Annotated in this window: 12 protein-coding genes; 2 read left to right on the plus strand and 10 right to left on the minus strand. The window is 72.9% G+C overall.

The window, feature by feature from the left end; genetic code table 11:
- Positions 1-4: 4 nt before the first annotated feature.
- Both E7Z53_RS08775 and E7Z53_RS08780 read right to left on the minus strand, forming a co-directional pair.
- Positions 5-421 carry a DUF2304 domain-containing protein gene (locus E7Z53_RS08775; protein WP_017833646.1) on the minus strand — a complete coding sequence of 139 codons (417 nt, stop codon included), beginning with the start codon at positions 419-421 and terminating at the stop codon, positions 5-7.
- Between the two features lie 40 nt (positions 422-461).
- Complete coding sequence (locus E7Z53_RS08780; RefSeq protein ID WP_229588149.1) at positions 462-1,127, minus strand: glycosyltransferase family 2 protein; 666 nt, start codon at positions 1,125-1,127, stop codon at positions 462-464.
- A 143-nt stretch (positions 1,128-1,270) separates the two neighbouring features.
- Between E7Z53_RS08780 and E7Z53_RS08785 the strand changes: the two genes are divergently transcribed.
- A complete protein-coding gene (locus E7Z53_RS08785) occupies positions 1,271-3,334 on the plus strand; it encodes a DUF6541 family protein (protein ID WP_176337610.1) in 2,064 nt (687 codons plus the stop codon).
- A 103-nt stretch (positions 3,335-3,437) separates the two neighbouring features.
- On the opposite strand, the gene E7Z53_RS08790 is transcribed toward E7Z53_RS08785, so the two are convergent.
- The 6 genes from E7Z53_RS08790 to E7Z53_RS08815 form a co-directional block, all read right to left on the minus strand.
- Positions 3,438-4,205, minus strand: coding sequence for an ABC transporter ATP-binding protein (locus E7Z53_RS08790; RefSeq protein WP_051063783.1), 768 nt, complete (start codon positions 4,203-4,205; stop codon positions 3,438-3,440).
- A gap of 2 nt (positions 4,206-4,207) precedes the next feature.
- Positions 4,208-5,068: an ABC transporter permease gene (locus tag E7Z53_RS08795; protein ID WP_017833641.1), complete on the minus strand. Its 861-nt coding sequence runs from the start codon at positions 5,066-5,068 to the stop codon at positions 4,208-4,210.
- Positions 5,068-7,071, minus strand: coding sequence for a glycosyltransferase (locus tag E7Z53_RS08800; protein ID WP_017833640.1), 2,004 nt, complete (start codon positions 7,069-7,071; stop codon positions 5,068-5,070). Before E7Z53_RS08800 ends, E7Z53_RS08795 begins: the two co-directional genes overlap by 1 nt.
- Entirely contained in the window at positions 7,068-8,255 is a 1,188-nt protein-coding gene (gene glf, locus E7Z53_RS08805; RefSeq protein WP_017833639.1) for a UDP-galactopyranose mutase, read from the minus strand. The genes E7Z53_RS08800 and glf overlap by 4 nt, the downstream gene beginning before the upstream one ends.
- Positions 8,256-8,359: 104 nt before the next feature.
- The gene (locus tag E7Z53_RS08810; protein ID WP_017833638.1) at positions 8,360-9,538 is read right to left on the minus strand and encodes a glycosyltransferase family 4 protein; all 1,179 of its coding nucleotides are present in this window, start codon (positions 9,536-9,538) and stop codon (positions 8,360-8,362) included.
- Between the two features lie 157 nt (positions 9,539-9,695).
- The gene (locus E7Z53_RS08815; RefSeq protein WP_017833637.1) at positions 9,696-10,094 is read right to left on the minus strand and encodes a hypothetical protein; all 399 of its coding nucleotides are present in this window, start codon (positions 10,092-10,094) and stop codon (positions 9,696-9,698) included.
- Between the two features lie 312 nt (positions 10,095-10,406).
- On the opposite strand from E7Z53_RS08815, the gene E7Z53_RS08820 reads away from it, so the two are divergent.
- The gene (locus tag E7Z53_RS08820) at positions 10,407-10,655 is read left to right on the plus strand and encodes a WhiB family transcriptional regulator (RefSeq protein WP_017833636.1); all 249 of its coding nucleotides are present in this window, start codon (positions 10,407-10,409) and stop codon (positions 10,653-10,655) included.
- A gap of 73 nt (positions 10,656-10,728) precedes the next feature.
- On the opposite strand, the gene E7Z53_RS08825 is transcribed toward E7Z53_RS08820, so the two are convergent.
- On the minus strand, positions 10,729-12,282 hold the full coding sequence (locus tag E7Z53_RS08825; protein WP_176337611.1) for a sensor histidine kinase: 1,554 nt from the start codon (positions 12,280-12,282) through the stop codon (positions 10,729-10,731).
- A 50-nt stretch (positions 12,283-12,332) separates the two neighbouring features.
- Positions 12,333-13,490 carry an AAA family ATPase gene (locus E7Z53_RS08830; protein WP_440941482.1) on the minus strand — a complete coding sequence of 386 codons (1,158 nt, stop codon included), beginning with the start codon at positions 13,488-13,490 and terminating at the stop codon, positions 12,333-12,335.
- Between the last annotated feature and the right edge of the window lie 211 nt (positions 13,491-13,701).

A 13,701-nucleotide genomic window follows, 5' to 3' on the forward strand; every position in this document is an offset into this window, starting at 1 on the left:
CCGGTCAGGCCGCGGGGCGCGGCGCCGGAGAGGTCTCGGCGAAGTCCCGCACCGAGGCGCGCTGGGCGTGCTCCGGGGCCGGGGCCCAGGGCCGCTCCGCCTCGGCGACCGCGATGTGCCGGGCCAGCCGGGTCACGTTGACCTCCTGCTGGCGGTTGCGCAGCGCGGAGGTGGCCTGGGTGATCATGAAGATCACCACGAAGCCGTACAGGACGAGGTCGGTGCCGCGTCCGATCCCGAAGAAGTGGGCCACGCCCGTGAGCAGGTCGGGGAAGAAGATGGACAGCGCCGCGAAGACGAAGAAGGCCAGGCCCACCACGCGGCGGATCGCCTGGTGCTTCGCGTTGGCCCCGCCGCGGATCAGGGCGAGCGCGCCGTAGCCCACGGCCAGGACCAGCAGGATCTGGACGGCGTAGATCATCGGACGGCTCTTCCCTTCGACGGTGCGGACTGGGTGCGGACTACTTGACGAACAGCTCGGCGAGGATGTTCACGCCGTTGAGCAGCGACTGCCCCTTGGACTTCGAGTAGTCCGTGTAGATGATCTCGACCGGGTGCTCGACCCAGCGGGGCCGGATGTCGGCCAGCTGGTTGACGATCTCCGAGGCGTGCGCCATCCGGTTCTGGGTCAGCCGGATCCGGGACAGGGTGCCCCGGTCGATGGCGCGCAGCCCGTTGTGGGCGTCGGAGAGGTCCATGCCGGTGGACAGCTTCGAGAAGAACGCGGCGGTGCGCAGCACGACCCGCTTGAGCGGGGAGATCCGGGTGCGCCCGTCGAGGAAACGGGAGCCGAGCACGACCTCGGCCTCGCCCGAGCGGATCCGCTCGACCATGTCCCACGCGTCGGTCACGCGGTGCTGGCCGTCGGAGTCGAAGGTGACCACGCAGTCCATCCCGGGGTCCTGCAGGGCGTACTCGAAACCGGTCTGCAGCGCCGCGCCCTGCCCGAGGTTGATGGGGTGCTGGACGACGACGGCGCCGGCCTCGGCGCAGATCCGGGCCGAGTCGTCGGAGGATCCGTCGTCGACGCAGACGACGTGCGGGAAGGTCTTCCGGAGCTCCTTCAGCACCTCTCCCACGACGGCCGCCTCGTTGTACACGGGCATGACGATCCACGAACGACTCACCCGGACATTCTCGCACAGCGCGCCGGACCCGCCCGTCAGGTCGGCGGCCGGACCCGGGCCGGCCGCTATGATCGACCCGACCCTTCCCCCCACCGTGAGGACAAGACCGTGCCCGCTGCCAGGCAGAGCCCCGCAGGACCGACGTGCTGACGGACTGGGGACCCCATCTGCCGGCGTTCCTGGTCCTGCTGGCGTTCCTGTGGCTGCCGGGGCTGGCGCTGCTGTGGGCCTTCGGGCAGCGCGGGGGCCGGATCCTGCTGACGGCACCGGTCTTCAGCGTCGCCGTCGTCGGGCTCACGGGCGTGGTCCTGGACCTGGCGGGCATCCCCTACGGCGCGCTCACCCAGGTGGCCGCCGCGGTGGTGCTGGCGGCGCTGGCGTGGCTGGTCGGCCGGCTCCTCCCCCGGGGCGGCCACGCGCCCGGCCAGCACGACGCCGGGGCGGACCCGGCGGAGCGCTCGGGCGGCGCGGGCCGCTGGCTCTTCCCGGCGGGCGCGGCCGCCGGGCTCGCGATCGGGGCGGTGCTGCTGGTGCGCCGGATGGCGTCCGTGATCGGGCACCCGGAGGCGATGGCCCAGCGCTGGGACAACATCTTCCACCTCAACGCCATCCGCTACGTCGTCGAGACCGGCAACGGCTCGACCCTGACCCTGAACCGGATGGTCAGCCCGGAGAGCACCATCGCGCTGTACCCCGCGGCGTGGCACCAGCTGGCGTCCCTCGCGGTGCCCCTGTCCGGGGACAGCGTGCTCGTGGCCCACAACCTGACGCTGCTCGCGGTGGGCGGGCTCGTCTGGCCCGCCTCGTGCATCTTCCTGGTCCGATGCCTCGTCGGCCCGTCCCCCGTCGCGGCCGTGGTCGCCGGCACGGCCGCCGCCGGGTTCAGCGTCTTCCCGCTGGGCCTGATGGCCTGGGGGCCGCTCTTCCCCAACATCCTCGCCCTGGCGCTCGCCCCCGTGTCCCTCGGCCTGCTCGTGCGGCTGCTCGGCCCCGGGGTGAGCGCGGACCGGACGGCGCGCACCCCGGACGCGGCCGGCCGGGTCCGGCTGGCCGCCAGCCTGGTGGTCACCCTCGGCGCGCTGTTCGTCTCCCAGCCCAACGCGTTCCTCGCCCTGCTCGTGGTCGCGGTCCCCCTGGCGGCCACGGCGTGGTGGCTCGGGCTGCGGGCGGCCGCGGGCGCCCGGCGCCGTGGTCCCGCCCTCGGGCTCGTGGCGGTCGCGGTCGTCGTGGTCACCACGTGGCTGCTCCTGTGGAACGTCCTGACCACGTCGTTCGTGTGGGAGCCGTCCACCACCCTGGCGCGGGCGGCCGGCGAGGCTCTGCTCTTCGGCTCCAACGGCCGGGAGGACGTGCCCTGGGTCCTCGTGCTGCTCACCGGGGCGGGAATCTACGCTGCCATCGCCCGGCGGAGACTGCGCTGGCTGGTCATCGCCCATCTGGTGCTCTCGTACCTCTATGCTGTGGCCGCCGCGGGCGAGGAGAGCCCGGTCCGGCAGTGGCTCGTGGGCGGGTGGTACACCGACTCGTACCGCCTCGCGGCCACACTCCCGCTGACGGCCGTACCGCTGATCGCCCTCGGTGCTGCCCATGTGGTGGGCAGCCTGGCCATCGGCATGACGGCACTGGCCTCGTTCACCGGCCGCCCCCGGGCAGGCCGAGCCGCCTATCCCGTCGCAGCGGTCGTGGTGCTGGGTCTCGCGGTGCCCTACTCCCAGGTCGAGTCCCTGACCCAGGCGACCCGATGGGGCAAGCAGTACTACGCATGGGAGGGGCCGGAAAGCATCCTCAACCAGGATGAGTACGCGTTGCTCCAGGACCTCGACGAGCTCACGGAGCCGGGGGACGTCATCGCGGTCAACCCGTGGAACGGTGGCTCTCTGGCGTTCGCGGTCGCCGAGCGGCCCGTCACCCAGTACCACGTCGAGTCACCCGGGGTCGAACTGCGCACGCTGGACCCGGAATTGAACGCCCTGGCCACGGGGATCGCCGACGCCACCCCGGACAGCCGGGCCTGCACCGCCGCCGAAGAGCTGGACGTGCAGTGGGTCCTGGACTTCGGCACGCAGTTCATCATTCCCGGTGCCCGCCAGGCCGGTGAGTACGCGGACATCAACGCCGTCGACCCGCAGCTCGCGCCCGGTCTTGCGCTGGTCGAGCGCAACGGGCAGGCCGCGCTCTACGAGATCGTCGGCTGCGACGGCGTCTGAGCCTGCTGCGGGACTCCCGTCCTGCGACGGACGACGGGCCGCCCGGTTCCTCGCGGAGCCGGGCGGCCCGTCGTCGTCCGCGGATCGCGGGCAGGGAGGACCGTCAGCCGGCGTTCTCCGCGGCGCGGAACTGCTCGATCACCTCGTCGATGGGCCCGTCGCTGCGGACCCGGCCGTGCTCGATCCACACCCCGCGGTCGCAGACCTTGCGGACCACGTCGAAGTCGTGGCTGACGACCAGCAGCGTCTTGCCCTCCTCGGAGAGCTCCTTGACCCGGCCCAGGCTCTTGCGCTGGAAGGGCTCGTCGCCCACCGAGAGGATCTCGTCGATGATGAAGATGTCCGGGTCGGTGAACACCGCCACGGCGAAGGCCAGGCGCAGGTACATGCCGGACGAGTAGAACTTCACCTCGGTGTCGATGAACTGCTCGATCTCGGAGAACGCCACGATCTGGTCGAACTTCCGGTCGATGTCCTCCTTGGACATGCCGAGGATCGCGCCGTTGAGGTACACGTTGTCGCGGCCGGTGAGGTCGGGGTGGAAGCCGGCGCCGACCTCGATCAGCCCGGCCACGCGCCCGTTGACCGTGAGCGAGCCCCCGTCGGGGCTCATCACGCCGGAGACCAGCTTGAGGAACGTGGACTTCCCGGAGCCGTTGAGCCCAACGAGCGCCACGCTCTCCCCCGGCCGGATGCTGAGGCTGAGGTCCTCGAGGGCGCGGAAGCGGTTGGAGATGTCCTGGCGCCGCCCCCGGGCGAGCCACATCACCGTCTCCTTGAGGGATCGGGCGTGGCGGAGCGAGAACTCCTTGGCCAGGTGCTCGGCCACCACGGCGGGCTCGGCCGGCGGGGTGGTGCGGTCGGTGCTCATCGTCACAGCTCCTGCGCGAATCGGCCCTCGAGGCGACGGAACAGCAGGTCGCCCAGGAACATGACGACCGTGACCACCAGCAGCGCCACCGGCGTCCAGAGGGAGAACAGGTGGGGCGGCACCTCGTGGGCGCCGGGGGTGGTGGTCGGCAGCCAGAACGCCGCGTGCGAGAGCTCCACGGCCACGGTCAGGGGGTTGAGCATGAACCCGGCGAACCACACCGGGCCCAGGACGTCCCGGACCATCGTCCAGGAGTAGAGCACCGGGGCGGACCACGTGCTGACCATGACGATCAGGTCCACGAAGTTCTCGGCGTCGCGGAAGAACACGTTCGCCGCGCCGAAGAGCATGCCCAGACCGGCCCCCAGCAGACCCACGATCAGCAGCGCCGCGGGCACGGCCAGCAGGGAGATCCACGTGGGCGACCAGCCCACGATGAGGGCGGCCAGGAGCATGACCACCAGCTGCGGCATGAGGTGCACGCCGGCGACCCACACGGACGCGACCGGGAACATCTGCCGGGGCAGGTAGATCTTCTTGATCAGGCTCGCGTTGGCCACGATCGAGCGCGCTGCGTTGCCGAAGGACTCCGAGAAGAAGTTGATCAGGATGATCCCGGAGAACAGGTACACGGCGTAGTTCTCCATCCCCCGCTCCAGGCCCAGGAAGATGCCCAGGGCCACGTAGAAGACGACGAACTGGATCCCCGGCTTGACGTAGGACCACAGCAGCCCGAGGACCGTGCCCCGGTAGCGGATCTGCAGCTCCTTGTCGACCAGCAGCTTCAGCAGGTAGCGCTGGCGGAACACCGCCGGCAGCCCCGTCCCGGGGGACGGCCTCCGGACGACCGTGGCAGCCGGCATCAGGCGCCGATCTCCGAGTGCTCGCGGAAGGTCGCCTCCCAGGCCGCCATGGAGGTGACCTCCGGCAGCGCGGCCCGGTAGCGGCGGGACAGCTCCGGCCAGCGCAGGGCCAGCTGGGCGTGCAGGCGCAGGGACTCCGCCATCAGGGCGCGGGCCTCCCGGGGCGAGCGCTTGTACCAGGTGTAGCCGGTGCCGTCCGAGGCGGAGACCAGGGCGCTGTCGTAGCGGGCCAGCCGCCACCACCGGGCGTCCTGGTAGGGCAGGTGCACCTGCGGGTGCTGCTCGGCCTGCTCCTGCGGGCGCACGGCGAGGTGGCGCACCACGGCGGTGGTCGCCGAGGTGAGCACCTTCAGCCCGTGCGGGGCGGAGAGCCGCCGGGTCCGCAGGGGCTTGGCCGACGCGACCGTGGGGTAGGCGTCCAGGTCCGCCTCGTAGACGGCGTCGGAGTGCTGGGTCATCATCCGGCGCACGTCGCGGATCCGCTGGGGCAGCAGCTCGTGCAGGGCCTCGGGCCCGGCCAGGACGTCCCGCAGGGCCAGGACCCGGGCCTCCTCCGCGAAGTACTGCATGGACAGCAGGTGCCGCAGGTCCTTGATCCCGTTGCGCCCGAGCACCTCGCCGCCGCGGTCGAACGGGGAGTGCAGCAGGGCGGCCACGAGCTGGTTGCGCTTGTGGAAGTACGCCTGCCAGCTGATGGTGTCGTCCTTGTCCGCCCAGGCCAGGTGCCACACGGCCACGCCGGGCAGGGACACGGTGCGGTAGCCGGCCGCCTTGGCCCGGATGCCGTACTCGACGTCGTCCCACTTGATGAACACGGGCAGCGCCAGGCCGATCTCGCGGACCACCTGCGTGGGGATCAGGCACATCCACCACGCGTTGTAGTCCACCTCGATGCGGCGGTGCATCCACGCGGTGCTGCGCAGGTTGCTGCGGCGGAAGTCGTGGCCGATCTCCACGCCCTCGCCCGCGGGGCCGTACTGGAAGCTGTACGGGTCCATGGCCTCGCCGAAGTTGTGGATCTTCGTCGGGTTGAGCAGGTCGATCATGTGCCCGCCGACCAGCGTGGGCCGCTTGCAGAAGTCGGCGAACACGCTGATCCGGCGCACGGCCTCGGGCTCGATCTCGACGTCGTCGTCCATGAGCAGCACGTAGGTGCTGTCGGCGCGCACGGCCTCGTACATGCCGCGGGCGAAGCCGCCGGCCCCGCCCAGGTTGCCCTGGTCGATGACGCGCAGCCGGTCGCCGAAGCGCTCCTGGACCTCGCTGAAGCCCGGCTCGTCGACGACCTTCTGGTTGCCCTGGTCCACGATCACGACCTGCGCGACCTGCGGCAGGTGCTCCCGCTGCTCGTCCAGGCGGCGGGCGTTGGTGAGGCAGTAGGAGGGCTTGTTCATGGTCGTGATCTGGAGGGTCACGGACCCCTCCGTGGTGCCGGTGCCGTCGCCCAGCCACTGGGCGCCCAGGACCTCGAGCTCCTGGTCCGCCGCGGTGGCGTCGAACCAGTACCACCCGCCGTCGGCGAAGGCCTTCAGCGGCAGCACGACCTCGGTCAGCCGCTCGGCGCCGGAGACCTCGTGCACCGACACGGGCACGGACTCGCCGCGCGCGTTGGAGCTGTGCACGTTCACCGAGCCGCGGCCCGTGGTGCGCACGCGCAGCACGACCTCGCGCAGGTGGGTGTTGTGCCGCCAGTAGCTGGCCGGGAACGCGTTGAAGTACGTGGCGAAGGACACGGTGCTGCGGGCCGGCACGCGCACGGAGGTGCGGCCGAGGATCGCCACGCCGCTGGCGGCCCCGGCGTCGGAGGCCACGTTGACCACGATCTGGGGCCGCTGCTCCTTCGTGTCCTCCTGCTGGGCGGCGGTGCCCGTGTCCGCCCGGGAGTCCAGGTAGAGGGGCTGGGTCGGGAAACGGTCCTTGGCCGGGAAGACGAGCTCCTGCAGCACCCGGTAGGAGGTGCCCTCGGTGCCGGTCCGTTCGGTGTCCTGGGTCGTCGCGGTCACGCGTCCACTCCCCCGCTCTCGATGGTGGCCCCGCCGGTGAAGTGGGGCTTGAGCTTGTTGTCGACCATGGACAGCGCGGCCCCGATGGCCATGTGCATGTCCAGGTACTTGTAGGTGCCGAGGCGGCCGCCGAACAGGACCTTGTCCTCGCCGCGGGCGAGGTCGCGGTACTTGAGCAGCTTCTCGCGGTCCACCGAGGTGTTGACCGGGTAGTACGGCTCGTCGCCCTTCTCCGCGAAGCGGGAGAACTCGCGCATGATCACCGTGGCGTCCGTGGTGTAGTCCCGCTGCGGGTAGAAGTGGCGGAACTCCAGGATCCGGGTGAAGGGGACGTCGGGGTCCGGGTAGTTGATCACCGGGGCGCCCTGGAAGTCCTCGATCGGCAGGACCTCCTGCTCCAGGTCGATGGTCCGCCACGAGAGGTCGCCCTCGGCGTAGTCGAAGTACCGGTCCACGGGGCCCGTGTAGACGACCGGGACCTGCCCGGAGACGGCGGAGCGGGAGTAGTCGTGGCCCTCGTCGAAGAAGTCGGTGTCCAGCCGGACGTCGATCTTGGGGTGGTCCGCCATGCGCTCGAGCCACGCGGTGTAGCCGTCCACCGGCAGGCCCTCGTACTTGTCGTTGAAGTACCGGTTGTCGTAGGTGTAGCGCACGGGGAGCCGGTTGATGATCGAGGCGGGCAGGTCCTTGGGGTCCGTCTGCCACTGCTTGCCCGTGTAGTGCTTGATGAACGCCTCGTAGAGCGGCCGGCCGATGAGCTGGATGCCCTTGTCGTTGAGGTTCTGCGGGTCCGTCCCCGCGAGCTCACCGGCCTGCTCCTGGATCAGCGCCCGGGCCTCGGCCGGCGAGTACGCCGCGCGGAAGAACTGGTTGATCGTGCCGAGGTTGATCGGCATGGGGAAGACCTCGTCGTGGTGCCGGGTGTAGACCCGGTGCACGTAGTCCGTGAAGTCGGTGAACCGGTTCACGTAGTCCCAGACCCGCTCGTTGGAGGTGTGGAACAGGTGGGCGCCGTAGCGGTGCACCTCGATCCCGGTCTGGGGCTCGTTCTCCGTGTAGGCGTTGCCACCGATGTGGTGCCGCCGGTCGATGATGGCCACGTCGAGGCCCAGCTCGTTGGCGGCCCTCTCGGCCACGGTCAGGCCGAACAGGCCGGACCCTACGACGACGAGATCTGCGTTCACGGGCTAACTCCTGGGGTTGGTGTCCTGGTGGGCCCGGCCGGCGTCCGGCCGGTGAGGGGGCGGCACGGGCGCGCCGGGCGTGCGCTGCGTACCAAAGTACCTGATCAGTCGGGGAAGCCCTGGAGCAGCCACTCGGCGGCGAGGCGACCGGAGGCCGCCAGGGAGGCGTTCTCGGCCGCCCATGCGGCCCGGCGGCGGCGCTCCCGGTCGTTGTCCTCGGCCAGCGCCGGGTCGAGCCGGCGGTCGAGGGCGGCGATCATGGCCTCGGCCACCGCGTCGGCGTCGTGGTCGACGGCCGCGCCCAGGCCGTTGTCCTGCACGAGCTCGGCCGCGACCCCCGCCCCCGCGTAGACGACCGGCGTCCCGCACGCGGCGGCGGCGTAGATCTTGGTGGGCTTGGTGAAGTCGTAGCCGATGCCCGGGAGCACCGCGCCCAGGGCGGCGACGGCCCCCCGGGTCCACTCCGCGGTCTCGGCGGCGGGACGCAGCCCCTCGAAGAGCACGCTCCCCGGGGCGAGCCGCTCGGCGATCTCCTGGACGCGGTCGATGTCGGAGCCCCTGCCGAAGAAGCGCAGGCGGGCGTCGGGGTGGGCCTCGAGGACGCGGGGCATGGCGCGGACGAAGACGTCGGCGCCCTGCCACTCGGACATCGACCCGGCGTAGACGAAGTAGGGGGCGCCGGGCTCGGCCACCGGTCCGTCGGGGCGGAAGACGTCGGTGTCGATGCCGTTCTCCGCCACGAGCACCTTCTCCCAGGCCACGCCGGTGACGGACTGCAGCTCGCGGCCCATGGCCTCGGACACGGTGAGCACGCCCGCGGCCCGCCGGGCCGCGAGGGTCTCCATGACGCGCATGGCCCGCTTCACCGGCGCGGAGACCTCCATCTTCTCGGCGGCGGTGGTCCAGATGTCGGGGGCGTACCAGACGTAGGGACGGCCCCGCAGGAGCGAGGAGACGAGCACGGCCATCCCCGTGGTGGGGGGCGGTTCGCTGACCACGAGGTCGGCCGGGGTGGCCAGCAGCCGGAAGAGGACGGGGACGTCGAAGCTGAGGTACTGGACGATCCCGCGCACGTAGTCGAACCGGTCGCGCAGGACGGGCCACCGGCGCACGTCGTAGGGCTCCGGCTCGATGACGGACCCGGCGGGCGGGCGCGTGGTGAGGACCGTGACCTCCGCCCCCGCCTCGGTCAGGCCACGGGCCAGGGCCCGCAGCCGGAAGGACGCGGCGGCCGGCTCGGGGGCGAAGATGCGGCTGACGATGACGATGCGGCGGGGAGTCACGGGACCACCTGTTCGGAGCTGCTCGACGGGAGGGGACGGAACGGACGGGGGCCGGGCACGACGACGGCGGGCACGGGCGCTCCAACTGTACTGGTCCTGCCCGGCCGTCCCGGGCGGGCGCGCCCCGGGGCCGCGGGGACCGGCCGGGCGGACCCGCTCACCGGACGGTGCGGCTGGTCCACGCCAGCACGCCCGGCCGGAAGAGCAGGACGAGGACGAGGACGGCCGGCACCGCCGTCGCGAGCCCGGGCCCCCACTGCCCCGACCGGAGCAGGGGGTAGGCGAGCACCAGGAGGAAGAGCTGGACCACGAGCGCGGCCGCGCGGGGCCACCGGAAGCCGCGCCAGAGGCCCCGGCCCACGCGCAGCAGCCACAGGGCGCCCCCGGCGAAGACCGCCGCGAGGAAGACCGTTCCGCCCACGGTCAGGGGCTCCTCGAACAGGAGGGACCAGACCAGCCGCAGGGCGGCCCCGGCGAGGACCAGGGCCTCGAGCAGCACCACGCCGGTCAGGACCGCGACCGCGCGGGGCCGGGCGTCCCGGGAGGGGGTGGGCATGGGGTTCTCCTTCCGGCCGGGCGGCGGGCCCCGGCGCTCCCCGCCACCCTAGTCCGCCCGCCGCCGGCGCGGCCTGCCGTGCGGATCGTGCGGCGGCCCGCCCCGGGCGTCCTGTGAGCAACGCCTCACCGACCCGGCTGTGACGCGCCACCCAAAGCCCTTGTCCGCACCCCTCCGGCGTGGGAAGGTGGACGTCAGTTCTTCACAAGGCCCGTGCGAATGGGCCTTTTCTCTTGTCCCGGACGCGGCCGCCGCAGGATCCTTCTGCCCTGCCCCGACGGGACCCACCCTTGAAAGGAGCGATCGCTGACCATGGATTGGCGTAGTCGCGCAGCATGCCTGGAGAAGGATCCCGAGCTGTTCTTCCCCGTGGGCAACACCGGACCTGCTCTCCTGCAGATCGAGGAGGCGAAGGCCGTGTGCCGCAGCTGCCCGGTGATGGACACCTGTCTGCAGTGGGCCCTCGAGTCCGGCCAGGACGCGGGCGTCTGGGGCGGGATGAGCGAGGACGAGCGCCGCGCCCTCAAGCGCCGCGCCGCCCGCGCCCGCCGCGCCTCCTGAGCGCTCCGCTCGCACCGAGGACCGGGAACCCTGCGGGGTCCCGGTCCTCGCCGCTTCCCGGGCCCTCGCCGGATCAGTCGTCGAGGCGGGCGCACACCGTCACCTCGGTGCCCCCGCCCTGCCGCGGTTCCCAGCGGATCCAGCCCCCGAGCTCGCCCGCCACGAGGGTGCGCACGATCTGCATCCCGAGCCCCTCGCCGCCGCCCGCCCTGCGGAAGGCGCCGACCCCGGACTCCTCGATGACCACGTCGCCCATCCCGGCGCCGTCGTCGCTCACCACCACCTCGAGCAGCTGACCGGCGCCGTCCTCGTCCCGCACCCTGGACGCCTCCAGGGTGACCGTGCCGGTCCGCCCGGCGAGGCCGTGCTCGACCGCGTTCGTGACGAGCTCGTTGATCACGAGCGCCAGTGGGGTGGCCAGGCGGGTCGGCAGCTCCCCGAACTCCCCGATGATCCGCGTGTGCACCGTCTGCTCGGGCGCGGCCACCTCCGCCGCGAGCCGGAACTGCCGGGCGATGAGCTCGTCGAAGTCCACATTCTGCGTGAACCCCTGGGAGAGCGTCTCGTGCACCATCGCGATGGTCGCGACCCGGCGCATGGCCTGCTCCAGCCCGTGCCGCGCCTCGTCCGTGGTCATCCGCCGGGCCTGCAGGCGCAGCAGCGCGGAGACCGTCTGCAGGTTGTTCTTGACGCGGTGGTGGATCTCCCGCACGGTCGCGTCCTTCGAGACGAGCTCCAGGTCCCGGCGGCGCAGCTCGGTGACGTCCCGGCAGAGCAGCACCGCGCCGAGCCGTCCGGACCGGTCCCGCAGCGGGACGGAGCGGAAGTTCACGCTCACGCGCGCGCCCTCCACCTCGCTGCGCCACGCCGTCCGGCCGCTGAGCACGGGGGCGAGGGTCTCGTCCGAGTCCGCCCCCGGCACCAGCACGGGAGGCACGAGGTCCATGAGCCGCTCCCCGAGCAGCTCCCCGTCGATCCCCAGCCGGCGCAGCGCCGACTCCGCGTTGGGCGAGACGTAGGTCACGCGATCCTCGGCGTCGAGCCGGATAGCGCCGTCCCCGACGCGCGGGGCGCCGCGGCGCGAGCCCGTCGGGGCGGAGAAGTCCGGCCACAGGCCCTCGTTGGCCATCCGCAGCAGCGCGTCGGCGGTCTCGCGGTAGACGATCTCCTGCCGGGAGACCACCTGACTCGGTGCCCGTCCGGCGTGCAGGGTCAGCAGGGCGAGCGTCCGCCCCTTGCGCACGAGCGGGACCACCTTGACCGGGCCGGAGGCGCCGGCCCCCTCCCCCGACGGGCGCACCCGCTCGATCCGCCGGCCGACCCAGGCGGCCCGCAGGGGCCCGCTCAGCTCGTCGGGCAGCAGCTCGCCCACCATGTCCTTGTGGAAGACCGTGGGACCCGTCGCCGGCCGCACGTGGGCGAGCACCCGGAACGAGCTGCCGGGGGCCGGCATGCCTCGCCCGTTGCCGCTGCCCGCGGCCGGGATGTAGTCGGCCGGGAAGCTGAGGATCAGATCGCCGAAGGCGAGGTCGGAGATGAGCTGCCAGTCCCCCACGAGCAGGTGGAGCCACTCGTAGTCCCCGGGCCCGAAGTCCTTGGTGTCCCTGAGCGGTTCCGTGAACGCCACGTCGCCTCCGGTGGTCGCAGGTGGGGAGGGGCCGGACGGCGCCCCCGCGATCAGCGCCGCAGCCAGGCCCCGATCCTGCCGCCCAGCCTAGTACCGCGCACAAGCGGGTCCTCGTCCGCCCCCGCCTCCCCGGGCTCGGCGAGCACCCGGCCGGCCAGCTCCCGGAGCGCGGCCCGCACGGAGGATCCCGCCGCGGTCTCCGCGAGGACGGCCCCGGCCAGCAGCGCCTCGTCGCAGGTCTCCGGGTCCCACGGCACGAACAGCTCGACCGACGGGCCGGAGCCGAACCGCGCCCACGCCTCCCGGACCCCCAGCTCGGGTGAGCGTCCCGCCGCCGAGCGGCGCAGCTTGTTGACGGCGACGACGAGCCGGGCCCCGGGCGCGGCCGCGGCGACGTCCGGCAGCGCCTTCAGCAGCCTCGGCACGCCGATGGTGTCCGCGGCGCCCACGGCCACCACCACGTCGGCGCGCTCCAGGACCGTGAGGGCCGCCGCGTGCCGGCGGGGAGCCATGGTGTCGACGGTGAGCTCCTCGTCGGCCTCCAGCGCGAAGCCGCAGTCCACCACCGTGGAGCCGAACTCCTGCACCGAGCGCTCCAGCACCGCCGCCACGGCGCTCGAGCGCAGCTCCGGCCAGCGGTCCTGACGGGTCAGCCCCGTGAGCACCCGGACGGTGCGCCCGGCGACGGCCACGTCGGCGGCCGTCCGCCGCAGGTTCACCCCGTCCAGCCGCCCCTGGTCGGCGAGCCGGCACGCCTGGGCGAGACCCGCCGCCTCGTCCAGCATCCCGAGGGCCGCGGCCACCGAGGGTCCGTAGGTGTCCGCGTCGACGAGTGCGGTGTCCTGCCCCAGGAGCGCGAGCTCCGCGGCGAGGTTGACGGCCACCGTGGTCCGGCCCGGCGCTCCGGTGGGCCCCCACACCGCCACGATCCGCCCGGCGCCGCGGGGTGCCGGGGACTCGGCCCCGTCGCCGTCCTCCCCCTCCTGCGGGTGCCCGCCGGCCGCGGGGGCGGGCGCGCCGGGCACGGCGGCGGTTCCGTCGGCGCGGCCCGCCGCGACGACGTCGGCGTAGCCCACCCCGCTCGGTGCGCCCGACGCGGCGGCGACGGCCTCCTCGACGAGGCGGGCGGCGTCCTCGGGGGCCGCCCGCTCCGGGACGACCACGGCGCCGAGACCGGCGAGGCGGCGGTGGTCGTGGCCCTCCAGCACCAGCAGCGCCGCGCCGCCGAGCCGGATCTGCTCGAGCAGGCTCGCCGTGAGGTCCTCGGCGCCCTCCGCCACGAGGGCGGCCCGGCCGAGTCCGGCGCGCGCCGCGGCCAGCAGCTCCGTGAGGTCGAGGCATCGGCGGACCACCGTGACCGGTCCGTGCAGCCGTTCGATGCCGTCGACGAGGGGCCAGGTGGAGACCCCCAGGGCCATG

Origin of the sequence: Kocuria salina (assembly GCF_013368965.1) — a bacterium.
GTDB classification, from domain to species: domain Bacteria; phylum Actinomycetota; class Actinomycetes; order Actinomycetales; family Micrococcaceae; genus Kocuria; species Kocuria rosea.

What these genes read in the sequence shown, in the direction of transcription:
- E7Z53_RS08775 (WP_017833646.1), bottom strand. Translation starts at nt 421, where the DNA reads ATGATCTACGCCGTCCAGATCCTGCTGGTCCTGGCCGTGGGCTACGGC.
- E7Z53_RS08815 (WP_017833637.1), bottom strand. Translation starts at nt 10,094, where the DNA reads ATGCCCACCCCCTCCCGGGACGCCCGGCCCCGCGCGGTCGCGGTCCTG.
- E7Z53_RS08790 (WP_051063783.1), bottom strand. Translation starts at nt 4,205, where the DNA reads ATGAGCACCGACCGCACCACCCCGCCGGCCGAGCCCGCCGTGGTGGCC.
- E7Z53_RS08820 (WP_017833636.1), top strand. Translation starts at nt 10,407, where the DNA reads ATGGATTGGCGTAGTCGCGCAGCATGCCTGGAGAAGGATCCCGAGCTG.
- E7Z53_RS08795 (WP_017833641.1), bottom strand. Translation starts at nt 5,068, where the DNA reads ATGCCGGCTGCCACGGTCGTCCGGAGGCCGTCCCCCGGGACGGGGCTG.